This window comes from Nitrospirillum amazonense (assembly GCF_007828045.1).
Classification (GTDB): Bacteria; Pseudomonadota; Alphaproteobacteria; order Azospirillales; family Azospirillaceae; genus Nitrospirillum; species Nitrospirillum amazonense_C.
This window is the reverse complement of record NZ_VITN01000005.1, coordinates 340,579-366,132: the sequence shown is the minus strand read 5'-3', so window position 1 is coordinate 366,132 and position 25,554 is coordinate 340,579. Positions and strand designations below refer to the sequence as shown.

The window sequence follows — 25,554 nt, the reverse complement described above, 5'->3', positions numbered from 1 at the left end:
GCTGAGGGAACAAAACTAATCTCTTCGCAGCAAAAAGATGCCTTGCTCCCCCGACCAGTTGGCGCGCCAGGTGGTGGCGTCGCTGGTCAGTTGGCGGCCGGCGTGGTCCAGGATGGCGCTGCGTTCCACCGTCACTCCGCCCAGGTCGGCGCACAGCGCGGTGAAGTCCGCGATGGTGCAGAAGTGGATGTTGGGCGTTTCCCACCACTGGAAGCCCAGCCGGTCGGTCACCGGCATGCGCCCCGTCAGCAGCAGGGCCAGACGCACCCGCCAATAGCCGAAATTGGGGAAGGAGACGATGACGCGGCGGCCGATGCGCAGCATCTGCAACAGCACGCCGCGCGGGTCGCGCGTGGCTTGCAGCGTCTGCGACAGGATCACATAGTCGAAGGCGTCGCTGGGGTAGTCCTTCAGGTCGGTGTCGGCGTCGCCCTGGATGACGGACAGGCCGCGCGACACGCACTCGCGCACGCCGTCCATGCCCAGTTCCACGCCGCGCCCATCGACACCCTTTTCTCGGGTCAGCAGGTCCAGCAGGGCGCCGTCGCCGCAGCCCACGTCCAGCACGCGGGCGCCCGCGCTGACCATGTCGGCGATGCGGCGCAGGTCGCCGCGGATGTCGGTGCGGGGGGGGATGACCGTGGCGTCCATGGGGTCAGACCCGCCGTTTCAGGCCGCGATGATCGGCGCAGCCGTTGATGAAGCCGCGCATGACCTGGTGGAACTCCGGCTCCTCCAGCAGAAAGGCGTCGTGGCCTTTGTCCGTCTCGATTTCCACGAAGCTGACATTGGCGGCCACGGCGTTCAGCGCGTGCACAACCGCCCGCGACTCGGACGTGGGGAACAGCCAGTCGCTGGAGAAGCTGGCCAGGCAGAAGCGCACCGGCGTGCCCTTGCCGCCCACGCGGAAGGCCTGGGCCAACTGGCCGCCATGCTCCGCCGCCAAGTCGAAATAGTCCATGGCACGGGTGATGTAGAGGTAGCTGTTGGCGTCGAAGCGGTCGACGAAGCTGGTGCCCTGGTAACGCAGATAGCTTTCCACCTGGAAATCAGCGTCGAAGCCGAAGGTGATGGCCTGGCGGCTTTGCAGGTTGCGGCCGAACTTGCGGTGCAGGGCCGCTTCCGACAGGTAGGTGATGTGGGCGGCCATGCGGGCCACGGCCAGGCCGCGCGCCGGGTTGGTCCCGGCCCGCTGATAGGCGCCGTCGCGCCATTCGGGATCGGCCATGATGGCCTGGCGCCCCACCTCGTGAAAGGCGATGTTCTGGGCCGAATGCCGGGCGGCGGTGGCGATGGGCACGGCGGCGAACACCCGCTCCGGGTAGGCCACCGCCCACTGCAGCACCTGCATGCCGCCCATGGAGCCGCCGATGACGCAGAACAGCTGGTCGATGCCCAGCGCGTCGATCAGCAGGGTCTGCGCCCGCACCATGTCGCCGATGGTGATGACGGGGAAATCGATGGCGTAGGGCTGGCCCGTGGCCGGGTTCACGTCGTGCGGACCGGTGGACCCCATGCAGCCGCCGATGACGTTGCTGCAGATGACGAAGAACCGGTCCGTGTCCACCGGCCTGCCCGGGCCCACCAGCATCTCCCACCAGCCGGGCTTGCCGGTGATGGGGTGGCGGTCGGCCACGTACTGGTCGCCGGTCAGGGCGTGGCAGACCAGCACGGCGTTGGACTTGTCGGCGTTGAGGGTGCCGTAGGTCTGGTAGGCCATGGTGAAGGGGCCCAGCTGCCCGCCGCCGTCCAGGGGCATGGGCCGGTCGGCGCCCAGCACCGTGCGCTGCCCGGGCAGGATCCCAAGGGCGGGCGCGGCCATGGCGCCGGAACTATCCGTGTAGGCAGGCGGGGTGATCATCGTCGGGCGGGCCTTGGAATGCAGCCTGCATGACTAGGAAGCGGGATACCCCAAGTCAACGTTTTCTTTGATTTTGCGGGGGGCAGGCTCTAAGACTCAATCGTTTCAGGTCCTATAATCCGAACCCGTCCATGCCCCCTGCCAGCCCCTCCGTCGACGCCCTGCGCCGTGAAATCGATGAGATCGATGCGGCCATCCATGACCTCATCATGCGGCGCGCCCGGGTGGTGGAGCGTATTGCCCAGTCCAAGGCGGGCGCCAAGGTCTTCATCCGGCCGGGGCGCGAGGCGGGCATCCTGCGGCGCCTGGTGGCCCGCCACCAGGGCAGCGTGCCCGTGGCCGCCATCGTCCGCATCTGGCGCGAGATGATCGCCGCCATGACCCTGATCCAGGGGCCTTTCGCCGTCGCCGTCTACGCGCCCGACGACGACCGCCGCCTGTGGGACATCGCCCGCGACCATTACGGCACCGTCACCCCCCTGGCTCCCGCCAACACCGCCCAGGCCGTGCTGCGCGCCCTGGCCGAGGGCAGTGCCACCGTGGGCGTGGTGCCCGTGCCGGAGGAGGAGGAGACGGACCCCTGGTGGCGGTTCCTCATCAGCGACGACACCAAGACACCCAAGATCATCGGCCGCCTGCCGTTCTGCAGCCGCCCCGGCCAGAAAGAGGGCGGCGACGCCCTGATCCTCGGGGCGGTACCGCTGGAGGCCACGGGCCAGGACCACACCCTGCTGGGGGTGGAACTGGCGCAGGACATGAGCCGCGGCCGCCTGAAGGACATGATGGAGGCCGTCAGCCTGCCCGTGGGCTGGTTCCGCATCTTCCACCTGCCGGGCGGCGGCGGGTCCGTGCACCTGATCGAGGTGGAGGATTTCGTGGATGGCGACGACGCCCGCCTGGGCGCCCTGGCGGAAAAGCTGGGCGACGCCCTGGTGCGGGTGCTGCCCGTGGGCGCCTATGCCCTGCCCATCACGCTGGAAGCCAGGAAGGCCTGATATGTGTGGCATTTGATCGTGACCGCTCAAATGCCCCCTCAATCGCCGGGCGCCAGCATCCGCTGGCTTGGCTTCCTCGATTTCCGGTCTGCCTTCGGCTTCCCGGAAATCTCTGGTGCCCGCAGTCGCGGGCTGCAGCGGCACGAGTTGAAACCCCATGCCGCTGGTGGAGGACAGACCGCCGAGTCGTCCCAGGAAGCCCGCCGAGTCGCGCCCCAACGGCGCAGGGCATGCGCCCCCGATTCGCATAAGGCTTTGATAAGACTCACGGCTATCCTTACCTGCGTGCGGGTTTGAGATCAAACCCGCCGCCCGCGAGAAGAAGACCGCCACCGCCTGCCAGAAGGTTCCTCAGCATCATGTCCGCTCCCGTTCCCAACCCCGGCATTCTCGATATCCATGCCTATGTCGGGGGCGAGGCGCATGCGCCGGGGGCGTCGCGGCTGATCCGCCTGGCCTCCAACGAGGGGGCGCTGGGCCCCAGCCCCAAGGCGGTCGCCGCCTATAACGCGGTGGCGGGGCAGATCCATCGCTATCCCGACGGCGGGTCCAAGGCGCTGCGCGCCGGCCTGGGCCGCCGTTTCGGCCTGGATGCCGAGCGCATCGTCTGCGGCAACGGCTCCGACGATGTGCTGCAACTGCTGACCCGCGCCTACGCCGGAACCGGTGACGAGGTGTTGCACACCGTCCACGGCTTCGCCATCTACCCCATCAGCGCGCGCTTCGCCGGTGCCACACCGGTGGCGGCCCCTGAGACCAACCTGAAGACCGACGTGGACGCCCTACTGGCCCGCGTCACGCCCCGCACCCGCGTGGTCTTCATCGCCAACCCCAACAACCCCACCGGCAGCTACCTGAACAAGGACGAGCTGCGGCGCCTGCACGCCGGGCTGCCGGAGAATGTGTTGCTGGTCATCGACGCGGCCTATGCCGAATATGTCGACGCCCCGGACTACACCGACGGGTCCGACATGGTCGATGAGTTCAGCAACGTCGTCATGACCCGCACCTTCTCCAAGATTTTCGCGCTGGGCGGCCTGCGCCTGGGCTGGGCCTATTGCCCGGCCGCCGTGGCCGACGTGCTGAACCGCGTGCGCGGCCCCTTCAACGTGGCGTCCAGCGCCCAGGCCGCCGGCCTGGCGGCGCTGGAGGACGTGGAGTTCCTGGAGAAAAGCCGCCGGCACAACGCCCAGGTGCGCGAATGGTTCGCCGGCCAGGTCCGTGAGCTGGGCCTGGTGGTCCATCCCTCCGTCGCCAATTTCGTCCTGATCTCCTTCGCGGAGCAGAAGGGCGACCGCGCCAATGCCGAGGGCGCCCGGCTGCTGCTGAAGTCGCGTGGCATCCTGGTGCGCCAGGTCGGTTCCTACGGGTTGCCGCACTGCCTGCGCGTCACCATCGGGCTGGAGGATGAGATGCGGGAGGTCGTGGCCGGCCTTGCGGATTGGGTGGCCGGCAAATGACCGATACGCCCCTCTACAATCGCGTCTGCGTCATCGGCCTGGGCCTCATCGGCTCCTCCCTGCTGCGCTGCCTGATGGCCGATCGTTCCCTGGCGGCCGAGGTGGTGGCCTGCGACCGCTCCGACGCCGTCTGCGCCCGCGTGGCGGAGCTGGGCATCGCCGACCGCGTGGAAAGCGACGCCACCCTGGCCGTGGCCGGCGCCGACCTTGTCGTCCTGTGCACGCCCGTGGGCGCCTATGCCGACGTGGCGGCCCTGATCGGCCCGCACCTGGCGCCGGGCAGCACGCTCAGCGACGTGGGCTCCGTCAAGCAGGCGGTGGTGCGCGACGTTTCCCCCCATGTGCCGGATGGCGTGCACTTCGTGCCCGGCCATCCCCTGGCCGGAACCGAGCACTCCGGCCCCGATTCCGGCTTTAAGGAGCTGTTCCGCGGCCGCTGGCTGATCCTGACGCCGCCTCCGGGCACGGACGCGGCGGCGGTCGACCGGCTGGGCCGGCTCTGGGCCGCCTGCGGCTCGCAGATCGAGGTCATGGACGCTGGCCACCATGACCAGGTGTTGGCCATCACCAGCCACCTGCCGCATCTGATCGCCTACACCATCGTCGGCACGGCCACGGATTTGGAGGAGACGACGAAGTCGGAGGTCATCCGCTTCTCCGCCTCCGGCTTCCGCGACTTCACCCGTATCGCGGCGTCGGATCCTGTGATGTGGCGCGACATCTTCCTGAACAACCGCGAGGCGGTGCTGGAGATGATCCAGCGCTTCACCGAGGATCTGACGGCCCTGCAGCGCGCTATCCGCTGGGGCGAGGGGGACAAGCTGTTCGACCTGTTCACCCGCACCCGCGCCATCCGGCGGTCCATCATCGACGCCAAGCAGGCTTAGTCTTGTGTTCCCTCAAGCGCCGGGCGGCCGCATCCGCGGCCTTGGCTATCCTCGCCTTTCAGTCCGCTGACGCTCCCCGAAAGGCTCCGGCGGCTGCGGTCGCAGCCTAGTCGCTTCGCTCCCTTGGGGCGGAGCGGCTGGCTTGGCGTTTGGCTTCAACGCCAGGCGATGTCGGGGTAGTGGGCCACGGTCAGCGGGCCCACCTGCAGCTTATGGTCCTGCATCGTGATGGGCAGCTTCAGGGTGGGGGCGCCGCCGTTGGCCTTGGGCTTGGCCAACAGGGCGACGCCCAGGTGCGCCCAGGTCGCGGCATTGCCGCGCAGGCTGCCGCCGTCGTGCAGCGCGTCCACCAGATTGTCCAGGCCCGACAGCTCCGCCGTGCCCGACCCCTGGGGTTGCAGGTTGGCGTCCAGCGCCAGGGTGGCGTTGGCCCCCATGTGCAGGTCGCCCCAGTCCAGCTTCAGGCTGTCCACCTCCACCGTGCCGCCATCCTTGGACCACGGGGTCACCGCGTCCACCGTGGGCGCGGCCGGGACCGGCCCCTGCACCCGCGCCGCCAGGATCAGGCGCTGCACCGTGGTGCCCAGGCTGCGCACCGGCGGCACGGTCATGTTGGTGACATCCACGTGCAGGGCCAGGCCCGTGCCCGTGTGGTCGGTGGGCGGCGTCACCGGCCGCTCCACCGTGACCGACACATCCTCGATGGGGTAGCTGCCGGCCGGCACCAGGCTTGCCGGGGGGGAACCGGCCGCCGTTCCGTCCGGCGGGGGGGCTTCCACCGGGGCGCCCTCCGGCGCCGGCAGGGGGGCGGCGACCAGGGTGGCGTGGTTCAGGTTCACCTGCACCGACCGTGGGGTGCCGGTGGCCAGGTCCAAGGTGACGCGGCCGCCGGCGATGGTGGCGGTGGCGTCCAGGGCCGGCCGGGCGCCCTCGCGTGGCAGGCTGGCGTGGCCGCCCTTGGCCAGGGTCAGCACCACCTGGTCCAGGCGCCAGACGGGCGCGGAGGCCTTGACCGTCTCGGCCGACCAGCTCAGCCCGTCCGGCTTCGCGACCTTCACGTCGGTGGCGGTGATGGAGATGCCCAGGGGGAAGCCGCCCAGCGTGGGCGGTTGATAAGTGATGGTGGCGCCCGCCACGCGCGCCAGTTCGGTGTTGTGTTCCAGCAGGCCCAGCAGGCGGGTCGCCATGCGGTGCCACCACACGGCATAGCCGGTCACCAGGACCAGCACCAGGAACAGGACAAGGGTCAGGGGGCGGACACGCATGGGAACTTCCGAAAGGCGGCGGCCGGGCATGGACGCCGAGGCGATGAGGCCACGCCCGGATGGGCTTGGCAAGCGCGGTGCCGTCGCGCCGGTCTTCAGTCTTAGATCGGGATCAGCCGCCTGGAATGCCAGCACTCTTCGTTTTGCCGATGGTTGACGGCGAGGGGCGAAGCCGTCCAGGGTCAGGGATGATCGTCGTTTCCCCTGCCTGGCATGCCGCCCTTGTCCTCATCCCCCTCTGAAATCGCCGCCCCCTACGGCGCCATCGGTGTCGCCGCCGGCGTGGATGTCTGGGTGTTCGGCTACGGATCCCTGATGTGGAACCCGGGCTTCCCCTTCGTGGAGCGGCGGCTCGCCACCGTGCGCGGCTGGCACCGGGGCTTCAGCGTCTATTCCTACCGCCATCGCGGTACCCGCGCCTGCCCCGGCGCCGTGCTGGGCCTGGACCGGGGGGGAGCCTGCCGGGGCGTCGCCTATCGTGTGGAAGCTGCCGAGGCGCCGGGCGTGCTGGACTATCTATGGGCGCGGGAGATGCAGAACGCGGTCTATGAGCCGCGCTTGTTGACCGCCACGCTGGAGGGGGGAAGCCGGGTGCCCACCGTGGCCTTCACCGTGCTGCGCGGGCATGAGCAATATTGCGGGCGCCTGCCGCCCGACGAGCTGGCCGGCCTGATCCGCCAGGGCGTGGGGGAGAGCGGGCGCAACGTTGACTATCTGGTCAACACCGTCCGCCACTTGCATGAGCTGGGCATCCGCGACCGCAACCTGGAAGGGCTAGTGGAGCGGGTGGTTGGCCAAGGCATGGACGTTAATGCGATTCGCAAATAGAGCTATGAATTTTAGGTGCGATACTAATATAATTCTTTTCCAATAAGGTAGATTTTTGTCTTTTTTTCCTCGTTATAAATTACGGCAGAGCCACCAAGATCGATTACCCAATTATACCGCAAGCCGTTTTGGGCTATCAGCGTCCCGGTGGCGGTGCAGTTCGTAATAATGTTTTCTGAAAAGTACTTTATTTCCGAAACCTCCTTGGAGTGATTTAGCCACGCTGACACTGTCTTGTCCGTCGCTGAAAAATTCCGGCATGCACTTTCTATTTCTGGTTGTGGTGTTCTTCCGGGTTCATACAGGCCGGTTTTTTCAACAGTAATTGAAGATATTTTTATGCTCCTTGGTTTTGCAAGGGCGGCACATGGTGTTGCAAAAATAATTGATATACCTAGGAAAAATATCCGATTTACCATCTTGCCGACTCCGCTTCGTGTGCATTTTTATATGCTACGTCGGGGTGTCTGTAGATTTCCGTGGGAGGAACGCTGAATTTCTGTTTCAGTTCCGAAATTAGCCATGTCAAAGAGCCGTTTTGCTCATCTGTTACTGTCTCAAAATTAGGGTGTTTTTCGTCGCCTATGACAGCGGAAACGATCTCAATTCCTAAGGAGTCCTCATTCATAGGATATCTATCCGGAAATTTCTTTTCTCTTTCTGTTTTTTGAATTTGCGACGAAGATTTTAATTTTCTTATTTCTAATGGCGTGCACGTATAGTTAACTAAGCATCTCGATCGAATTTTTCCAACGTGCCAAACCTTCCAGGTAACGGAAGCTGTTTGATAGATGGTTCCGTCTTTATCTATTAAGAAATGGGCTCCGTTTGGATCAGCTGATTTGTAGCTGTTGAAGGTGGACTGAGCGGATGGGCTCGCGGTTTGATGGACTATTATCCCATGGATAACATCCATCAAGCCGTGCTTGAGATTAAAGAAGGGCGTCTTCTTTACTCGGGGGTCTATGACCCACCCATCGTCATCGATCACCATCTCCACCATTCCCCAAAAAGAGGGTTGGAGAATAGTACCTAGGATCGTGCGTCCAGATGGCAATACGTGTCGGAGTAAGTAAGTCTTGGGACTAGGGGTGGCGTGACTAGGCGCGCCGAAGGAACAGCACCCGGGTGTCGCCATAGCGGCGATTGTCCAGTTCCTCGAAACCCGGCGGCGCCTCGAACGGGTCGTCGCCGCCGATCTCGACCACGCACAGGGCCTCCGGGGCCAGCCAGCCGCCGACCACCAGGCTTTCCAGCGTGCGGGGCGCCAGGCCCTGGCCATAGGGCGGGTCCAGGAAGACAAGGTCGGCCATCTGGCGCGCCATGGGCGCCTTGGCGGCGTCGCCCTGGATGAATTGGCAGCGCCCGGTTTCCTTCAGCGTGGCGGCGTTGGCGCGCGCCAGGTCCAGCGAGGCGCGGCTGATGTCCAGGAACAGGGCGGCCTCCGCCCCGCGCGACAGCGCCTCCAGCCCCAGGGCGCCGGTGCCGCAGAAGGCGTCCAGTACCACCCGGCCCTCCACCGTCGGGCCCTCGTCGGCGAAGAAGTCGCCATGCTCCAGGATGTTGAACAGGGCTTGGCGCGTGCGGTCGCTGGTGGGCCGCACGTCCCGCCCGCCGGGGGCCGCCAGGGTCCGCCCGCGATGCCGCCCGCCGACGATGCGCATCAGGTCTTCTTGCCCTTGGGGGCCGGCTTGCCCTTAGGCGCCGGGCGAGTGGGCTTCGGGCCGGCCGATTTGGGGGCTTTGGCGGGCGCCGCCTTGCCGGTACGCGGGGCCGCCTTGGCCTCGCCGCGCTTGGCATCATCCCGTTTGGCGTCTTGGCGCTTGGTGGGCGCGCGCTTGGCCGGCGCGCGGCTATCGACACGCTCCCCCAGGCTGGGCGCGGTGCGGGCCACCGGCGTCTTGCGCGGGCGGCGGGCGGGGGCCCTGTCCTCATCATCGTCGGGCGTGCCGTCCAGCGCCCGGTCCAGGGCGTGGGCCAGCGCGCGCGCCTTGTCCGCGGCGCTGTCGCCGGTCGATGGCGGACGCCTGGTGCGCGTAACCACGTCCGCTTGGGCCGACGGGCGCTCCACGGTGCGGGCGCCGGTGCGGGCCGGGGCGCGGATGGGGCGCGGCGCTTCGGCCGTGTCCTCGCGCCGGGTACGGGCCGGCGCGGTCTTCGCGGGGCTCGCCTTTGTCGGCGACTTCCCCGACGGGGCGGGCTTGGCCTTGGGCGCCTTGTCGAAGCGCAGGGTTGGCATCTCGGCCGCGGACTTGGTGGCGCGCGCCTCCTTGCGGTCCTGGGCGCTTTCCTTGGGGAAGAACTGGGGCAGCTGGTCGCGCAGCACGCGGCGCGGCACTTCCTCCACCTCACCCTTTTCCAGCTTGCCCAGCTGGAACGGCCCGTAGGCGACGCGGATCAGGCGGTTCACCGTCAGGCCCAGGTGCTCCAGCACCTTGCGGATCTCGCGGTTCTTGCCTTCGCGCAGGGTCATGGTCAGCCAGGCGTTGCTGCCCTGCTCCCGATCCAGCACGGCCTCGATGGGGCCGTACTCGATGCCGTCGACGAAGATACCCTCCGCCAGCTTGGCCAGCTTGGCGGTGTCCGGCGTCCCGTGCACGCGCACCCGGTAGCGGCGGGGCCAGGCGGTGGACGGCAGCTCCAGGTGCCGGGCCAGTTCCCCGTCGTTGGTCAGCAGCAGCAGGCCCTCGGTGTTCAGGTCCAGCCGGCCGACGGAGATGACCCGTGGCATGCCGTCGGGCAGGCGGTCGAACACCGTGGCGCGGGCCAACTCGTCACGGGCCGTGGTCACCAGGCCGGCGGGCTTGTGATAGCGCCAGACGCGCGTTGGCTCCTGCTCGGGCAGAACCTGGCCATCGACGACGATGCGGTCGCCGGGCTGCACGTTCACGCCGGGCGAGGTCAGCACCTGGCCGTTCACGGCCACGCGGCCGTCGGCGATCCAGCGCTCGGCATCGCGGCGGGAGCATAGGCCGGCGCGCGCCAGCCGTTTGGCGATGCGCTCAGCGGATTTTTCGGCACCGGATTTCTCGGCGCCAGACTTTTCGGGGGATTTGGTCTCGGACATGCGGCGGACTGTATGCGCGCCCAGGCGCCTTGCCAAGCGGCAGACGGCGCCGGCCCAAGCCGGTGGGGCCCCCGTCTGGGGCATGGCTGCGCTTGATTCGGAAATGATCGTTTCCTATCATGCCGCCATGACCGCTCCATCCCATCCCCGTCGTCCCGGTCCCGGCCGTCCGCGCGAATTCGATACCGACCTGGCGCTCGACCGCGCCATCGCGGTGTTCAGTGAGCGCGGTTATCAGGGGGCCGCCATCAGCGACCTGACCCAGGCCCTGGGTCTGACCGCTGGCAGCCTGTACAAGGCCTTCACCGACAAGCGCGGCCTGTTCCTGGCCGCCTTCGACCGCTACGTGGCCTTGCGGACCGAACGGTTGCGCGCCGTGCTGGAGGGCGCCCCCACCGGCCGGGCCAAGATCAAGGCAGTCTTGGATTTCTATGCCGACAGCAGTCATGGGGCGGACGGCCGCCGGGGGTGCCTGGTGGTGGCCGGCGCCGTGGACCTCGCCACCGCCGATCCGGAGGTCGCGGCCCGGGTGACCGGCGCGCTGCACCTGAACGAGGGCCGGCTGGCCGGCTTTGTCGCCGAGGGACAGGCCGACGGCACCGTCGCCCTGCATCTTGATCCTATGGCAACCGCCCGGCTGTTGCTGTGCGTGCTGCAGGGGATGCGCGTCGTCGGCAAAACGGGGCGGGACCGCATGGAAATGGCGCCCTTGGCGGACAATGCCCTGAAACTGCTCGATTAAGGGTGACCCACCATCGCCGAACGACGTCGCGTCTCAGTCAATTAGGAAATGATCATTCCCAAAAGGAGATACCCTCATGCCGCCTTTCAACGCCGACCGCTTCTGGCAACGCTTCCGACACGGCCTGGTGACCGCCAACGGTGTGCGCCTGCATTACGTCGAGGGTGGGCCGGACCGGCAGGAGCCGCCGGTGCTGTTGATCCCGGGCTGGCCGCAAAGCTGGTACGCCTGGCGCCATGTCATGCCGCTGCTGGCCGACGCCGGGCGGCGGGTCATCGCCGTGGATCCCCGCGGCTTCGGCGAGTCGGATCGGCCGGCGGGCGGGTACGACCTGGGCACGGCGGCGGCCGACATGCACGGCTTGGCCGCCGCGCTGGGCCTTCTGACGGAGGGTCCCCTCGACGTGGTGGGCCATGATGTCGGCACCTGGATTGGCCACGCCTATGCCGCCGATTGGCCAGGGGACGTGCGCTGCCTGGCCCTGGTGGACGCGGCCCTGCCGGGCATCACGCCCCCGCCACCGCCCGGCATCCCGTCGGATGAGGCCAACGCACGCACCTGGCACTTCGCCTTCAACCGCCTGGACGATCTGCCGGAACTGCTGATCCAGGGGCGGGAGCGCGCCTACCTCAGCCACCTGTTCAATGCCAAGGCCCTGCGGCGCTGGGCCATCGGGCCGGCCGACCTCGACGAGTATGTGCGGGTGCTGTCCCTGCCGGGCGCCTTGCGCTCAACCTTCGCCTATTACCGCGAGGCTTTCCGGTCGGAGGAGTTGGCGCGGGCCCGCGCGCGGGCGGACAAGTGCCTGTCGCTGCCCATCCTGGCGGTGGGTGCCAGGGCGGGCGTGGGCACGATGCTGGCCGATACCCTGCGCGGCCACGCGGCCGACCTCCGCGCCCAGGTGGTGGACTGCGGCCATTACGTGCCGGAGGAGGCGCCGGCGGAGCTGGCGGCCCTGTTGGTTGATTTTTTCGCCCGATGACAGATGCGCCGCCCGCCCGCTTGACGCCGCGCGCGGCCCTGCTCCAGGCTGGGGGCATGTTGTCGTCCCCACCCGCGATCGAGCCCGACTTTTCCCCCATGGAGCGCGCCTTCGCCGAGGCCGCGTCCGCCGCCGCGCGGGGGGAGGTGCCGGTGGGCGCCGTCATCGTCGACCCCGCCACCGGTGCCGTCCTGGCCGCCGCCTCCAACCGGACGGAGGAGTTGGCCGACCCCACGGCCCATGCCGAGGTGCTGGCCATCCGTGCCGCCTGTGCCACGGTGGGCCAGCCGCGCCTGCCGGGCCTGGACCTCTATGTGACGCTGGAACCGTGCGCTCTCTGCGCCGCCGCCATCAGCTTCGCCCGCCTGCGACGGGTCTATTTCGGGGCCTACGATCCCAAGGGCGGGGCGGTGGAGCATGGCCCCCGCTTCTTCAGCCAGCCCACCTGCCACCATGCGCCCGACACCTATGGCGGGCTGCAGGAACGGCGGGCGGGTGCGCTGCTGCAGGATTTCTTCAAGGAACGACGCTGACGCCGCCATAGCAAGGGGATGGGAACCGCATGCCGCTCTACCGGGACGACTACGGCGCCTTCTACTGGTCCTTGCGCGGCGATGTGACGGGCGAGGTGGTGCGCGACACGCCTTTCCACAAGGACGCCGGCATGCGGGTGCTGCGGGTGCGGCCGGGCCAGGAGGGGCGTATCCTGTGGACGGTGCGGGGCGCTTTCGCCCTGTTGGGGCTGGAGGCGCTGGCCATCCTGGCGCTGGCCATCGGCCTGGTCATCGTCCCCGCCGGCTGGCAGACCGCTTTGGCGGTGAACGCCTTCCTGCCCACCACCATCCTGGCGGTGCTGGCCTTGTCCGTGCTGCTGCCGCTGTCGTGCGAGTGGACCATCGTGCGCCACCCCTTGCGCATTGTGTACGGTCAGGCGCCCAGCCTGCTGCTGGCGCCGCTGCTGCCCCTCCTGGGGCCGCTGCTGATCGTCCTGGCCACCGCCGCCATATTCTGGCGCCAGGCCGGGGTGTTCAGGGGCCTGCGGACCATCGTGCACGGCACCGACCTGTGGGTCTGGGGCATCGTGGTGGCGGCCGTGCTGGGGCTGGCCGTGCTGGCCGGCTGGCTGATCCGCCAATGCTGGGTGGGCTGGAAGGAGGCCCACCGCCGCCCGCCGCCGCGCGCCCTCGGCCTGAGGGTGGCGGCGTCGCGCGAGCAGCGGCGGGATCGGACCGGGTCTTAGGCTTCCGGCTTCTCTTCGGCGGCGGTTTCCTCAGCCCGGGGGGCATCCCCACCCTTGGCTTCGGCGGCGGCCTTCTCGGCGCGGTAGGTGTCGAAGGCGATCTTCACCGACCGCGCGGCCTCGCTGTCCGGGTAGGCGGCCGCCCACTGGTCGGCACGGTCGGCAGCGGCATCGCCGTTGCCCATCTGCGCCATGACCGTCAGGGCGCGGGCGTAGAACTGCTGCGGCACCGGATGCGCCGGCGTGGTCTGGATCAGCACCCAGATGATCTGGGCCGCCTCTTCGGCGCGGCCCATGGCGATCAGGGTGTCGGCCAGGGCCAGCCGGGCATCGCCCTGGGACGGGTCCAGGGTGGCGCAGGCATGGAACTCGGCGGCGGCCGCGTCCAGCCGGCCGGTGTTGCGCAGGATCAGGCCCAGGTTGAATCTGGTCTCGGCCCGGTTGGGGTCCAGCTCCAGCGTGCGGCGCCAGGCGTCCTCGGCCCCGGCCAGGTCGTTCTTCTGGCCCGAGGCCACGCCCAGGGCGTGCCAGGCCTCGGTGAACTGCGGGTTCAGCTCCACCGCGCGGCGGAAGCTTTCCAGCGCCTCATCCACCTTGCCCTGGGCCAGCAGGGCCATGCCCAGGTTCTGGTAGGGCGGCGGGTGGTTGGGGTTCAGCGACCGCGCCTTCTTCAGCGCCGTCACCGCCTCCTCCAGCTTGCCCAGGCCCTGCAGCACCGCGCCCAGGTTGGACCAGGCGACGCGGATTTCCGGGACGGCGGCGTAGATGCGGATGATGGCGCGGTAGGCGTTCTCCGCCTCCTTCAGCCGGCCCTGGCGATGCAGGTCGGCGGCCACGCGCATGTCGTTGACGAAGGGCGCGCCGGCGTTGGCGTCCTTGGAGATTTCCGCGATGCGGCGGCGGCGGTCCTGGCGATTCATGATCTCGTGTCCCTGAAAAAACGGCTGGGAAAAAACGGCTGGGCCCCTCTTGGGGTGCCCGCCTTATCCCTGCTTCTGTTCCCGTTCAACCGCGCGCCAGCCGATGTCCCGGCGGCAGAAGCCCTCCGGCCAGCGGATGCGGTCCACCGCCTGGTAGGCCAGGGCCTGCGCCTGCGCCACCGTTCCCCCGATGGCCGTCACGCCCAACACCCGGCCGCCATTGGCCAGCACACGGTCGTCCCCCTCGGGTGTTTTGGCCGCTTTCGTGCCGGCATGGAAGACGGTGACCCCGTCGACCTTGCCCGCATCCTCCAGCCCCCCGATGACGGTGTTCTTCACATAATCACCCGGATAGCCCTGGGCCGCCATCACCACACACAGGGCGGGGTCGTCGTGCCAGCGCACGTCCACATGGTCCAGCTGCCCGTCGCAGGTGGCCAGCAGCAAGGGCACGATGTCGGACTTCAGGCGGCGCATCAGCACCTGGCATTCCGGGTCGCCGAAGCGGGCGTTGAATTCAATCAGGCGGGGCTTCGGTCCTTCCGGGCTCGCAACGATCATCAGCCCGGCGAACAGCACGCCGGTGAAGGGCTTGCCCTCCGCCGCCATGCCCCGCACCGTGGGCTCCACGATCTCACGCATCACCCGGTCCTGCAGCTCGGGCGTCAGGACGGGGGCGGGGGAATAAGCGCCCATGCCGCCGGTGTTGGGGCCCTGGTCGTTGTCGAACACCCGCTTGTGGTCCTGCGCGCCCACCAGGGGCAGGGCGTGGGTGCCGTCGCAGAGCGCGAAGAAGCTGGCCTCCTCGCCGTCCATGAATTCCTCGACCACCACCTCGGCGCCGGCGCTACCGAAGCGGCCATGCAGCATGGCGTCGTCGATGGCGGCGTGCGCCTCCTCCAGGGTCATGGCGATGACCACGCCCTTGCCGGCGGCCAGACCATCGGCCTTGACCACGATGGGCGCGCCCTGCTCGGTGGCGTAGGCCTTGGCGGCGGCGGCATCGGTGAAGCGCTGGTAGGCGGCCGTGGGCACGCCGTACTTGGCGCAGATGTCCTTCATGAAGCCCTTGGAGCCTTCCAGGGCGGCCGCCGCCTGGCTGGGGCCGAAGGCCTTGATGCCGGTGGCCGTCAGGCGATCCACCAGGCCCAGCACCAGCGGCTGCTCCGGCCCCACCACCACCAGATCCACGGCGTTGGCCGTGGCGAAGGCCACCAGGCCGTCCACATCGTCGGCCTTGATGTCCACGCAGCTGGCCACGTCACGGATGCCGGCGTTGCCGGGCGCGCACCACAGCGTGCCGCACAGGGGCGAGGCCGAGATGGCCCAGCACAGCGCATGCTCCCGCCCGCCGGATCCGACCACCAGGATCTTCATCGCCTCTACCCCCGATCACGATTCCATCTGTTGAGCGGGTGCTTGTATCATGCCCGCGCCATGACTCAAGACTTCCCCGACTCACCCCCGCCCTCGTCCGCCGATCTCGGCTATGCCGGCGCCACGCCCGTCGCCGGCGGCAACCTGCCCGAGCTCAGCGTTTCCGACCTGTCGCGCGCCCTGAAGCGCACGGTGGAGGAGACGTTTGGCTATGTCCGCGTGCGGGGCGAGGTCAGCCAGCCCAAGCGCGTCTCCTCCGGCCACCTCTATCTGCGACTGAAGGACGACCAGGCGGTGATCGAGGCCGTGTGCTGGAAGGGCACGGTCATGCGCCTGGCCGTGAAGCCGGAAGATGGGATGGAGGTGGTGTGCACCGGCCGGCTGACGACATATCCCGGCCGCTCGCAATACCAGCTGATCATCGAGACCATGGAGTTGGCGGGCGAGGGCGCGCTGCTCAAGATGCTGGAGGAGCGCAAGCGCCGGCTGGCGGCGGAGGGCCTGTTCGATGCCCAGCGCAAGCGGCCGCTGCCCTTCCTGCCCAGGGTCATCGGCGTGGTGACCTCCCCCACCGGCGCCGTCATCCGCGACATCCTGCACCGCCTGGCCGACCGCTTCCCCCGCCACGTGCTGCTGTGGCCGGTGGCGGTGCAGGGCGAGCAGGCGGCGGCCCAGGTGGCCCGCGCCATCCAGGGCTTCAACGCCATCGCCCCCGGCGGCCCCGTGCCCCGGCCCGACCTGCTGATCGTGGCGCGCGGCGGCGGCAGCCTGGAAGACCTCATGCCCTTCAATGAGGAGATCGTGGTGCGGGCGGCGGCGGCCAGCCAGATTCCGCTGATCTCCGCCGTGGGGCATGAGACCGATACGACGCTGATCGATTTCGCCTCCGACCGCCGGGCGCCCACGCCCACGGCCGCCGCCGAGATGGCGGTGCCGGTGCGGGCCGAGCTGATGGCCCAGGTCATGGAATGCGGCCGCCGGCTGGAGGGGACCGCCAACCGCCTGCTGGCCGAGCGCCGCAACCGCGTGGAAGGACTGGCGCGCGGCCTGGGCGATCCCCGCGCCCTGCTGGAGGGCTGCGCCCAGCGCCTGGACGACCGGGGGGAGCGCCTGGCCCTGTCCATGACCGGCCTGATCCGCCGCCACCGGACCGAGGTGGCCAAGCTGGGTGCCGGCCTGCGCCATCCCGCCCAGGTGCTGGGGCTGGCCTACGCCCGCCTGGACATCGCCGGCCGTGGCCTGTCGGGCGGCCTGACCCGTCTGCTGGCCGACCGCGCCACCCGCGCCCAGACCCTGGCCCAGCGCCTGACGCCCCAGCCGCTGGTGCGCCGGGCGGAGGAGGGCGGCGTGCGCCTGGCCGATCTCAGCCGCCGCCTGGACGCCAGCTTCGGCCGCGCCGTGGCCGATGGCGCCCGCCGCCTGGAAGGCCAGGCCAAGCTGCTGGAAACGCTGTCCTACCGCGGTGTGCTGGCCCGTGGCTTCGCCCTGGTCACCACCGCCGACGGCCACCCCGTGACCAAGGCGGCGGATGCCCCCGCCGGCGGCCGCGTGCGGGTGGAGTTCATCGATGGCGCCGTGGGCGCCACCCTGGACGGGGAAGGGGCGCCGGCGCCCGCCCCGCCCCGCGAGTCGGCCCCGACGCCCAAGCCGCGCGCGGCCGCGCGACCGGGCGGGCAGGGCAGCTTGTTCTAAGCAGGGGGTGGGGCCCCCTATTTGGGCCACCTCCGGTGGGTCCACAGCCATTGGCCGGGGTTTTCCAGCACCCACCGCTCCAGCAGCTGGTTCACCGCCACGGTGATGGCGCGGATGTCGGTCGGGCGGTCGCCCGTGGGCGCGGGCAGGTCCATGGGCGGAAAGACCTCGATGCGGAAACGGGCGCCCTTGGGCTTGCGCGTCACCCGCATGGGCACGACGACGGCGCCGTGGCGCACCACCACGTCGCCGGCGATGGTGCCGGTCATGGCATCATGGCCCAGGAAGGGCACGGCGATGCCCTCGTTCAGCTTCTGGTCGGCCAGGATGCCCAGGATGCCGCCCGCCCGCATGGCCGCCAGGATACCCTTGGCCGAGGCGCGGCCTTTGGGCACCAGGGTGGTGCCCAGTTCGCCCCGCGCCTCGGCCAGCAGCTTGTCGACCGATGGGTTGTTGGGCGCGCGGTAGATGGCGGTCATGGTGGTGCCGCATTTGAATACGGTCATGGCCACCAGTTCCCAATTGCCGAAATGGCCGGTCAGAATGACGCCCGGCTTGCCATCGGTCACCAGGCCCCGGACATGCTCCGCCCCCATCAGCTCGACCCGCTGCTCCCACTCGCGTGAGATGGTCTTCAGGTGGGGATATTCTGCCAGGGTGCGGCACAGGTTGTCCCAGGACTCGCGGGCCACGCGCCGGCGTTCCGCCGCATCCAGGTGTGGCATGGCGCGTTCCAGGTTATGCAGCACTTTGGCGTTGCCGCCGATGCGCGGCCCCAGGGTGCGCCCGATCCAGCCGCCGAAGTCCGATGCCACGTCGGCCGGCAGAAGGCCCAGCAGGCGGAACAGGGCGCGGATGCCCGCCGCCTCGATGGCGTAGCGCAGGGAGGAGGGCTGGGTACCGTGCTCGGCCATGGAAACTCCCGTGCCGGACCCCATGGCGATGGGCCGGCCGTCCTGGAAGGGTTGGGGATAGCACCCTATCCGAACCCAGAAAGACGACATCCAAGGCGGACAACAGCGGGGGCCGCCGGGTCCCAACACCGGCGGCGGCTAAAGCTATCGGGTGCTTTTTGTCACGGGTCAAGCGCGGCGGGGCGGTTCGGTCCAGCCGGCGCTCGGCTCTAGTCGGGCCAGCGGTTGTGGCTCCACATCCATTGGCCGGGATGGGCCCGCACCCACCCCTCCAGCACGGCGTTCACGGCCCCCATGCCGGCGCGGGTATCGGCGGCGCGGTCGCCGCTGCTCTTGAGGGCCAGGGGCGCCATGGCCTCGACGCGGAAACGCCGCTCCCCTCCCCGGTCCGCAGCCAGCCGTGTGACCCGGATGGGCACGATGGGGGCGTCGTAGCGCAGGGCCAGGTCGGCGGTGAAGGTGCCGGTCATGGCGTCGCGGCCGAAGAAGGGCACGGGGATGCCCTCGTTCAGTTTCTGGTCGGGCAGCACGCCGATATGGCCGCCGCCGCGGAGGGCGGCCACCATGCCCCGGGCGGCGTCGCGACCCTTGGGCACCAGCAGGGCGTGTAGCGGGCGCCGCGCCCGCGCCAGCAGGTGGTCGACCCAGCGGTTGTTGGGCGCGCGGTAGACGATGGTCAGGGGCAGACCCAGTTTTTGGCAGGCCAACCCCGCCAGTTCCCAGTTGGCCAGATGCGCGGTGACGCAGATGCCGGGCCGGCCATCGTCGCGCAGGGCCCGCAAATGCTCCGCCCCCACCATTTCCACCCGGCGGTCCCAATCGCGGGCGATGGTCTTGATGTGGGGGTATTCCGCCAGGGTGCGGCCCAGGTTCTCCCAAGATTGGCATGCGATGATCCGGCGCCGCTCTTCCGGCAGTTCCGGCATGGCCTGCCGCAGGCGGCGCAGCACCTTGGCGTGGGTGCGAAGACGCGGCCCTAAGACGCGTCCCGCCCAGGCGCCCATGGCGGAGGCCGTGTCCAGCGGCAGCAAGCCCAGGAGGCCGTAGGCCAGGTAGGCGGCGACCGCCTCCAGCCGGTGGCCCAGGAGGCGGTCGAAGGCGCGGCGCCGGGGGCTGTGCTTAGCCATGGCGCGCACCGGTGCAAGACAAGCTCATACGCGGATCAGCGGGCGCCAAGGTGCGCGCCCGTCCCTGGAAATCCGGGTCTCTAGGACACCGTTCCCAGAACACGCTCCAGGGCACCGGGATCGTCGAAGGCCAGCACCACGGGCAGGGCTTTTATGGCGGTTTGGTGCGCGGCGGGTAGTCGCACCCAGTCCTTCTCGGTCGTCAGCGGCACGGCGCCCAGGGCGGCGGCGCGCTCCAGCAGGCGGGTGACTTCAGCCTCGGCATAGGGGTGATGGTCGGGGAAGGGCACCGCCTCCGCCACTGTCAGGCCCAGCTCACGGCAGGTGTCGAAGAACTTGTCCGGGCGGCCGATGCCGGCGAAGGCCAGGACCGGGCGGTCGGCCAGCCCGGCGGCCACGGCTGCGTCCGGCACCAGTCGCGCGGTCAGGATGGGCAGGGCGGGGGCAAGCGCGGCCACGCTCGCCCTGGCACCCGTACGGTCGGCACCCACGATTACCACGGTGTCCGCCCGTGCCAGGCCATCACCCAGCGCCTCGCGCAGGGGGCCGGCCGGGATGACGTGGCCGTTGCCGAAGCCCGCGCCGCCGTCCACCACCAGCAGCGACAGGTTCTTGGCCAGGGCCGGGTTCTGGAATCCGTCGTCCATCACCACGGCCTGGGCGCCGCCATGACGCGCGGCCCGGGCGCCGGCCAGGCGGTCCGCCGATATCCAGGCCGGGGCGGTGCGCGACAGCAGCAGCGGCTCATCCCCCACGTCGGCGGCACCATGCCGGGCCGGATCGACCCGCAGGGGGCCCTTCAGCCGGCCGCCATAACCGCGCGACAGGTAGTGGGCTTGGACGCCCCGGGCGCGCAGGTGCCGCATCACCGCCTGCGACAGCGGCGTCTTGCCGGCGCCGCCCGCCACGAGGTTGCCGATGCAGATGACGGGAATGCCGGTCTCCTGCGGCGTGGCCTTGGCCTGGCGCCGGCGGGAACCCAGGGCATAGAGACAGCCCAAGGGACTCAGCAGCGCCGCCAGCGGCCCGGCCGGGCGATACCAGAAGCCGGGGGCCTTCACCGTGCATCCCCGATCAGGTGCAGGCCCCCTTCGGCCAGCAGGGGCGCCAGGGCCGCCATCACGCGGTCCACGGCGTCGCGGTTGTCGTCGGCCACGGCTTTGGCCGCCGCCGCCTGGGCTTCGCGCGCGTCCGGGTCGGTCAGCAGGGCGTGCACCGCCTCTGTCAGGCCGTCGACATCCGGCACGCGGCGGGCGCCGCCGGCCGCCTCCAGGGTCGCGGCTATCTCCGCGAAATTATGCATGTGCGGGCCGTAGACGATGGCGGCCCCCAGCTGTGCCGGTTCTATGGGGTTGTGCCCGCCCACCGGCACGAAGGATCCGCCGATGGCGGCCACCGGCGCCAGGCGGAAAAACAGCCCCAGCTCCCCCAGCGTGTCGGCCACGTGCAGGGCGTCGGTGGCATCCGGCAGGGCGCCGGTGGCGCGGCGGCTGGCAGTCAGGCCTTGGGCCTGGAAGGCGGCGGCGATCTCCGGCCCCCGTGCGGGGTGACGGGGCACCACCAGGGTCAGCAGGCCGGCGATGCGGGGGGCCAGGCGCCGATGCACCTGGACGGCCAAGTCGTCCTCGCCCGGATGGGTGCTGGCGAGGACCCAGGCGGGGCGGTCGGCCACGGCGGCCTGGAGGGCGGCCAGGGCCTGGGGCTCCGCCGGCAAGGGACTGGTGGAGTATTTCAGGTTGCCGACGCAGCGCACGTCGGCCAGGCCCAGATCGCGCAGGCGCCCGGCCTCCGTCGCCGTCTGCGCCAGCGCCAGGCGGAAGGTGGACAGCAGGCGATGGGCGGTACGCGGCGCGCGGCGCCAGTTGCGGTGGCTGCCGGCCGACAGGCGCGCGTTCACCAGGGCGGCGGGCACCTGGGCCTTGCGCAGGGCGCGCAGCAGGTTGGGCCAGAATTCCGATTCGATCCACAGCGCCGCGTCGGGCCGCCAATGGTCCATGAAACGGGCCACGGCCGCCGGCAGGTCCACGGGCACGAACTGGTGGATGGCACCCGGCGGCAAGCGCTTGACCATGAGCGCAGCGGAGGTGACGGTGCCGGTGGTGACCAGGACGGTCGGCCGGGGCGACAGGGTCAGCAGCCGGTCGATCAGCGGCAGCACGGCCATGGATTCGCCCACGCTGGCGGCGTGCAGCCAGATCAGCCGGCCGGGGGGCCGGGGCAGGCCGGCATGGCCCAGGCGCTCGGGCAGACGGTGGGGGTCTTCCTTGCCGGCGGCCAGCCGCCGGTCCAGCAGGCGGCGGACGGCGGGGCCGGCCAGGGCGGTCAGCCCGCGATAAAGCGCTTCCAGCATACCGGTCGTGTCAGGGAAACGGATAGGGCGGCGGGACGGGCCCGCCGCGGTCGCCGCCACCCTAGCACCGGCCCCGCGCCCGCTTCAACGAATGCAGGTCAATTGTGCGGCCGGGATCAACTGGCCTTCTTGGTCTCGTCGGCTTGCGGGTCCAACACGGGGGCCGGGTCCAGCGCCGGGTGGCCGCGGAAGGGGCGCAGGTTGTTCAGGAACTGCGCGGCGGACGCGGACCAGGAGAAGGTCAGGGCGTGGCGGCGGCACTTGTCGCCCGGGATCTCCAGGGCGGCCAGGGCGGCCTTGCGCAAATCCTCGTCCAGCACGGCCACGTCCGACCCCGCCAGCACGTCCAGCGGACCCGGCACAGGGTACGCCGCCACCGGCACGCCGGAAGCCAGGGCCTCCAGCAGCACCAGGCCGAAGGTGTCGGTGCGCGAGGGGAAGACGAAGACGTCGCCGGCGGCGTAGTGCTCGGCCAGCTCTTCCCCATGCTTGGGTCCGACGAACTGGGTGGCCGGGTACTTGGCCTTCAGCTCGTCCAACTGCGGGCCGCCGCCCACCACCACCTTGGTGCCCGGCAGGTCCAGCGACAGGAAGGCCTCGATGTTCTTCTCCACCGCCACCCGACCCACATACATGAAGATGGGCCGGGGGAAGGGCAGGAAGTCCTTCTCGCGCGGGTGGAACAGGTCGGTGTCGACGCCGCGCGACCAGCGTTTGATGTTGCGGAAGCCGCGGTCCACCAGGTCGTTCTCGATGGATGGCGTCGCCACCATGACAGCGGAGGCCGGCGCGTGAAAGCGGCGCACCAGGGCGTAGCTGAGGCGCAGCGGGATGGGGAAGCGGTCGCGGACATATTCCGGGAAGCGCGTGTGATAGGCGGTGGTGAAGGGGATGCGCCGGCGCAGGCAATAGCGCCGCGCGGCCAGGCCCAGGGGCCCTTCCGTCGCGATGTGGATGGCGTCGGGCGCGATCTCGTCGATCATGCGGCGCAGCCGGGCGCCGGGTTTCAGCGCCAGCCGGATTTCCGGGTATGTCGGCATGGGCACGGTGCGGAAGCGGTCCGGGGCGATGACCTCGACCTCATGGCCCAGCTGGCGCAATTCATCGCGCGTCGTGGTCAGGGTGCGGACCACGCCGTTCACCTGGGGATGCCAGGCGTCCGTGACGATCAGGATTTTCACGCTGCAGCCTTCTGCGTCGTCCCGCCCGGCTGCCCAGGCTGGCGGGCCGCCGCGCGCTTGCGCACCTCGTCCGCCCAATGAAGGATCTCCAGCGTGCCGTCGGCGTGCTCGACCAATGCGGTACACGATTCCACCCAGTCCCCGTCGTTGCAGTAGAGGACACCACCCATGTCACGCATCTCGGCGTGGTGGATGTGGCCACAAATGATGCCGTCGACCTGCCGGCGCTTGGCCTCATCCGCCAGCGCCTGCTCATAATTGCCGATGAACTCCACCGCCTTCTTGGTGCGATTCTTCAGGTAGGCGGAGAGCGACCAGTACTGGAAGCCGAAGCGGCGGCGGGCGGCGTTCAGCCAGGTGTTCAGGGTCAGCAGCACCGTGTAGGCGCTGTCCCCGACATAGGCCAGCCACTTGGCGTACTTCACCACCGCGTCGAACAGGTCGCCGTGCAGCACCAGGAAGCGGCGGCCGTCGGCGGTGGTGTGGACCGCATCCTCGAGAATGGTGACGCCGCCGAACTGCAGGCCGATGAAGTCGCGGAAGACTTCGTCATGGTTGCCGGGGATCAGGAAGACCTTGGTGCCCTTGCGCACCCGGCGCAGCACCTTTTGCACCACGTCGTTATGGGCCTGCGGCCAGTACCAGCCCTTCTTCAGGCGCCACCCGTCGACGATGTCGCCGACCAGGTACAGGTATTCCGACTCGGTGTGCTTCAGGAAATCCAGCAGCATGTCGGCCTGGCAACCGCGGGTTCCCAGATGCAGATCCGAGAGCCATATGCTGCGGTACCGCCGTGGGGCCTCGTGTTCCGTCTCCATGTCCGTCTCCATGCTACGCCCCCGAGATGACCCACGCAGACAATCAATAGTAATGTTGACAGGGCTATACCGCAGCATGTAGGGCAAGACAAATGCTGATGAAGGCAAGTTCAAGGACTTCACCATATATTCACGGGGCATTCATAAATATGTCTTCCGCCCTTCACTTGGCTGTCACGGAACCTGTGTCCGTACCCGCGCGCCGACTATTGATCATTCACAATCCTGTGGCGGGCCGCCGCCGGCGGGGCCTGATGGGGCGTGTGGTCGATGCCCTGCGCCAGGGCGGGATCGACGTGGCGGTGGTGGAAACCACCGGCCCGCGCGACGCCGAGCGCCTGGCGGGCCTGGCCGCCTCCGGCGCGCTGACGGACGGGCGCGTCCCCGACGCCGTCGTGGCCTCCGGCGGCGACGGCACCATCAACGAGGTGGTGAACGGCCTCTTGGCGGCGCCGACCCGGTCGCCGCCGGCCTTGGGCCTGATCCCCCTGGGCACGGCCAACGTGCTGGCGGCGGAACTGGACCTGCCGTCCGGCGTGGCAGAGCTGGCGCGCACCCTGGCGGGCGCGGTGCCGCGCACCATCCATGCTGGGCGCGCCAACGGCCGCCTCTTCACCATGATGGCCGGCGTGGGCCTGGACGCCCATGTGGTGGAGGGGGTGGATCCCGGGGTGAAGCGCCGGATCGGCAAGGGCGCCTATGTGCTGGAAAGCCTGGCGCAGATCGCGCGCTGGCCCAGTCCGCGCTATCGCGTGATCACGACGGACGCGGCCGGCCATATCCGCGAGCACGAGGCGGCGTCCTGCATCGTGGCCAAGGGCCATTTCTATGGCGGCCGCTTCGTCTGCGCGCCCGACGCCCGGCTGGACGAAGGCGGCTTCCACGTCTGCCTGTTCGAGGCGGGCGGACGGCTGGCGGCGCTGGGTTATGGCGCGGCGCTGGTGACGGGCCGGCTGGCCCGCTGGACGGAAGCGAAGGGGGGATTGGGATACCGGGTGATGCCGGCGGTGCGGGTGCGGATCGAGGGGCCGGTTGGCGATCCGGTGCAGGGGGATGGCGACACGATCGCCCGGCTGCCGGTGGATATGGAAACGGCGGCGCCTTTCCGTGTGCTGGCGCCGCCGCTCCGCCCCTAATCACAACTGAGATAAGTGTCCCGTCTGCCCTGAAGGGGGCGCTGGTCTGCCCCCTGTCGTCACATGAGGCAACGCTACTGAAGCCGGTGTTCAGGCAACTCTGGTTCCAGGCAACGCTAGGCCACTCGACTGGTACACGACTCCAAGACTTTATAAACGTCAGGCCACCGAAAATCGGGTTCTCACCAGGCAACTCAGGCTCCGACGGGGCCCATGGCCCCCTCGTTCTTTAGTATAGCGGCGGACGTTCAACGGCCCGCCTGCGCGCCGGCCTCGGCCGTGGCGCGCGGCACGCGGCCCCGCCACACGGACAGGCATTCCTCGGCGCTCTCGCCGGTGCCGATGCAGTACCAGCCGCGGCGATCGTTGAAGTACAGGCGATAGGTGCCGCGGCGGTCACGCTCGAAGCGGAAGACCGGGCGGTCCAGGTTGGGGAAGCGCACGATCAGCTGATCATGGTCGGGCGCGGTGTGGCGGCTGACCGTTTCCCACAGGCCCCGCTCCAGCTTGGGCTGGGCGACGCTGTTCCACTCGGTCAGATCGAAGGGGGTAAAGCGGGCAGAGGAGAAGGGGACGACAGTCATGACTCACCAGCACTCTGCCACCCTGGATCGGAGGCGCCCGGAAGGTTCCGGACTTTTCGTCAGTGCGCCGGGTGGCTTTGGCGCGTTGAGGGGACTATGCGGCCCCAACTGTTAATGGCGCCTTAAAG

Annotated in this window: 26 protein-coding genes; 10 read left to right on the top strand and 16 right to left on the bottom strand. The window is 69.4% G+C overall.

The features are described from left to right. Positions 1-15: 15 nt before the first annotated feature. Both metW and metX read right to left on the bottom strand, forming a co-directional pair. Positions 16-651, bottom strand: a complete 636-nt coding sequence (gene metW, locus FBZ89_RS11390; protein ID WP_145750083.1) for a methionine biosynthesis protein MetW — start codon at positions 649-651, stop codon at positions 16-18. Positions 652-655: 4 nt separating this feature from the next. Continuing rightward, positions 656-1,822, bottom strand: a complete 1,167-nt coding sequence (gene metX, locus FBZ89_RS11385) for a homoserine O-acetyltransferase MetX (RefSeq protein ID WP_246172139.1) — start codon at positions 1,820-1,822, stop codon at positions 656-658. Between the two features lie 170 nt (positions 1,823-1,992). Between metX and FBZ89_RS11380 the strand changes: the two genes are divergently transcribed. The 3 genes from FBZ89_RS11380 (at position 1,993) to FBZ89_RS11370 (ending at position 5,203) form a co-directional block, all read left to right on the top strand. Then, entirely contained in the window at positions 1,993-2,856 is an 864-nt protein-coding gene (locus tag FBZ89_RS11380) for a chorismate mutase (protein WP_145750081.1), read from the top strand. A gap of 359 nt (positions 2,857-3,215) precedes the next feature. Then, positions 3,216-4,316 (top strand): histidinol-phosphate transaminase, encoded by a 1,101-nt coding sequence (gene hisC / locus FBZ89_RS11375; RefSeq protein ID WP_145750080.1) that lies wholly within the window; start codon positions 3,216-3,218, stop codon positions 4,314-4,316. After that, complete coding sequence (locus FBZ89_RS11370; protein ID WP_145750079.1) at positions 4,313-5,203, top strand: prephenate/arogenate dehydrogenase family protein; 891 nt, start codon at positions 4,313-4,315, stop codon at positions 5,201-5,203. The genes hisC and FBZ89_RS11370 overlap by 4 nt, the downstream gene beginning before the upstream one ends. A 155-nt stretch (positions 5,204-5,358) precedes the next feature. Here FBZ89_RS11370 and FBZ89_RS11365 read toward each other — a convergent pair whose 3' ends face one another. Then, positions 5,359-6,468, bottom strand: a complete 1,110-nt coding sequence (locus FBZ89_RS11365; RefSeq protein ID WP_186457303.1) for a DUF2125 domain-containing protein — start codon at positions 6,466-6,468, stop codon at positions 5,359-5,361. Between the two features lie 222 nt (positions 6,469-6,690). On the opposite strand from FBZ89_RS11365, the gene FBZ89_RS11360 reads away from it, so the two are divergent. After that, complete coding sequence (locus tag FBZ89_RS11360) at positions 6,691-7,296, top strand: gamma-glutamylcyclotransferase (RefSeq protein ID WP_246172138.1); 606 nt, start codon at positions 6,691-6,693, stop codon at positions 7,294-7,296. A gap of 23 nt (positions 7,297-7,319) precedes the next feature. Here FBZ89_RS11360 and FBZ89_RS11355 read toward each other — a convergent pair whose 3' ends face one another. From FBZ89_RS11355 to FBZ89_RS11340, 4 genes are all read right to left on the bottom strand, one after another. After that, a complete protein-coding gene (locus tag FBZ89_RS11355; RefSeq protein ID WP_145750076.1) occupies positions 7,320-7,715 on the bottom strand; it encodes a hypothetical protein in 396 nt (131 codons plus the stop codon). Continuing rightward, complete coding sequence (locus FBZ89_RS11350; protein ID WP_145750075.1) at positions 7,709-8,290, bottom strand: peptidoglycan recognition protein family protein; 582 nt, start codon at positions 8,288-8,290, stop codon at positions 7,709-7,711. Before FBZ89_RS11350 ends, FBZ89_RS11355 begins: the two co-directional genes overlap by 7 nt. 106 nt (positions 8,291-8,396) lie before the next feature. Next, entirely contained in the window at positions 8,397-8,960 is a 564-nt protein-coding gene (gene rsmD, locus FBZ89_RS11345) for a 16S rRNA (guanine(966)-N(2))-methyltransferase RsmD (protein ID WP_145750074.1), read from the bottom strand. Then, positions 8,960-10,363, bottom strand: a complete 1,404-nt coding sequence (locus tag FBZ89_RS11340; protein ID WP_145750073.1) for a pseudouridine synthase — start codon at positions 10,361-10,363, stop codon at positions 8,960-8,962. The genes rsmD and FBZ89_RS11340 overlap by 1 nt, the downstream gene beginning before the upstream one ends. 103 nt (positions 10,364-10,466) lie before the next feature. Between FBZ89_RS11340 and FBZ89_RS11335 the strand changes: the two genes are divergently transcribed. The 4 genes from FBZ89_RS11335 (at position 10,467) to FBZ89_RS11320 (ending at position 13,327) form a co-directional block, all read left to right on the top strand. After that, on the top strand, positions 10,467-11,105 hold the full coding sequence (locus FBZ89_RS11335) for a TetR/AcrR family transcriptional regulator (RefSeq protein ID WP_145750072.1): 639 nt from the start codon (positions 10,467-10,469) through the stop codon (positions 11,103-11,105). Between the two features lie 76 nt (positions 11,106-11,181). Continuing rightward, positions 11,182-12,087 (top strand): alpha/beta fold hydrolase, encoded by a 906-nt coding sequence (locus tag FBZ89_RS11330; protein ID WP_145750071.1) that lies wholly within the window; start codon positions 11,182-11,184, stop codon positions 12,085-12,087. 98 nt (positions 12,088-12,185) lie between these two features. Beyond that, on the top strand, positions 12,186-12,620 hold the full coding sequence (locus FBZ89_RS11325; RefSeq protein ID WP_145750131.1) for a nucleoside deaminase: 435 nt from the start codon (positions 12,186-12,188) through the stop codon (positions 12,618-12,620). A 29-nt stretch (positions 12,621-12,649) separates the two neighbouring features. Then, the gene (locus tag FBZ89_RS11320) at positions 12,650-13,327 is read left to right on the top strand and encodes a hypothetical protein (RefSeq protein ID WP_145750070.1); all 678 of its coding nucleotides are present in this window, start codon (positions 12,650-12,652) and stop codon (positions 13,325-13,327) included. On the opposite strand, the gene FBZ89_RS11315 is transcribed toward FBZ89_RS11320, so the two are convergent. Both FBZ89_RS11315 and purD read right to left on the bottom strand, forming a co-directional pair. Beyond that, on the bottom strand, positions 13,324-14,247 hold the full coding sequence (locus tag FBZ89_RS11315) for a tetratricopeptide repeat protein (protein WP_145750069.1): 924 nt from the start codon (positions 14,245-14,247) through the stop codon (positions 13,324-13,326). The two genes, FBZ89_RS11320 and FBZ89_RS11315, sit on opposite strands and share 4 nt — an antisense overlap. A gap of 63 nt (positions 14,248-14,310) precedes the next feature. Continuing rightward, positions 14,311-15,624 (bottom strand): phosphoribosylamine--glycine ligase, encoded by a 1,314-nt coding sequence (gene purD, locus FBZ89_RS11310; RefSeq protein WP_145750068.1) that lies wholly within the window; start codon positions 15,622-15,624, stop codon positions 14,311-14,313. 60 nt (positions 15,625-15,684) lie between these two features. Here purD and xseA point away from each other — a divergent pair, with 60 nt between their 5' ends. Next, complete coding sequence (gene xseA / locus FBZ89_RS11305; protein WP_145750067.1) at positions 15,685-17,316, top strand: exodeoxyribonuclease VII large subunit; 1,632 nt, start codon at positions 15,685-15,687, stop codon at positions 17,314-17,316. A 17-nt stretch (positions 17,317-17,333) separates the two neighbouring features. On the opposite strand, the gene FBZ89_RS11300 is transcribed toward xseA, so the two are convergent. The 6 genes from FBZ89_RS11300 to FBZ89_RS11275 all read right to left on the bottom strand — a co-directional run bounded on the left by FBZ89_RS11300 (position 17,334) and on the right by FBZ89_RS11275 (position 23,718). Then, positions 17,334-18,230, bottom strand: coding sequence for a lysophospholipid acyltransferase family protein (locus FBZ89_RS11300; protein WP_186457302.1), 897 nt, complete (start codon positions 18,228-18,230; stop codon positions 17,334-17,336). Between the two features lie 209 nt (positions 18,231-18,439). Next, on the bottom strand, positions 18,440-19,357 hold the full coding sequence (locus FBZ89_RS11295) for a lysophospholipid acyltransferase family protein (RefSeq protein WP_145750065.1): 918 nt from the start codon (positions 19,355-19,357) through the stop codon (positions 18,440-18,442). A gap of 80 nt (positions 19,358-19,437) precedes the next feature. Next, positions 19,438-20,418: a tetraacyldisaccharide 4'-kinase gene (gene lpxK, locus FBZ89_RS11290; protein ID WP_145750064.1), complete on the bottom strand. Its 981-nt coding sequence runs from the start codon at positions 20,416-20,418 to the stop codon at positions 19,438-19,440. Then, the gene (locus FBZ89_RS11285; protein ID WP_145750063.1) at positions 20,415-21,707 is read right to left on the bottom strand and encodes a 3-deoxy-D-manno-octulosonic acid transferase; all 1,293 of its coding nucleotides are present in this window, start codon (positions 21,705-21,707) and stop codon (positions 20,415-20,417) included. Before FBZ89_RS11285 ends, lpxK begins: the two co-directional genes overlap by 4 nt. 116 nt (positions 21,708-21,823) lie before the next feature. Beyond that, entirely contained in the window at positions 21,824-22,888 is a 1,065-nt protein-coding gene (locus FBZ89_RS11280; RefSeq protein WP_145750062.1) for a glycosyltransferase family 4 protein, read from the bottom strand. After that, positions 22,885-23,718, bottom strand: a complete 834-nt coding sequence (locus FBZ89_RS11275) for a UDP-2,3-diacylglucosamine diphosphatase (RefSeq protein ID WP_244909269.1) — start codon at positions 23,716-23,718, stop codon at positions 22,885-22,887. Before FBZ89_RS11275 ends, FBZ89_RS11280 begins: the two co-directional genes overlap by 4 nt. A 137-nt stretch (positions 23,719-23,855) precedes the next feature. Here FBZ89_RS11275 and FBZ89_RS11270 point away from each other — a divergent pair, with 137 nt between their 5' ends. Continuing rightward, positions 23,856-24,842 (top strand): diacylglycerol/lipid kinase family protein, encoded by a 987-nt coding sequence (locus FBZ89_RS11270; RefSeq protein ID WP_145750061.1) that lies wholly within the window; start codon positions 23,856-23,858, stop codon positions 24,840-24,842. 248 nt (positions 24,843-25,090) lie between these two features. On the opposite strand, the gene FBZ89_RS11265 is transcribed toward FBZ89_RS11270, so the two are convergent. Continuing rightward, positions 25,091-25,426, bottom strand: coding sequence for a hypothetical protein (locus FBZ89_RS11265; protein WP_088872042.1), 336 nt, complete (start codon positions 25,424-25,426; stop codon positions 25,091-25,093). Positions 25,427-25,554 lie beyond the last annotated feature (128 nt).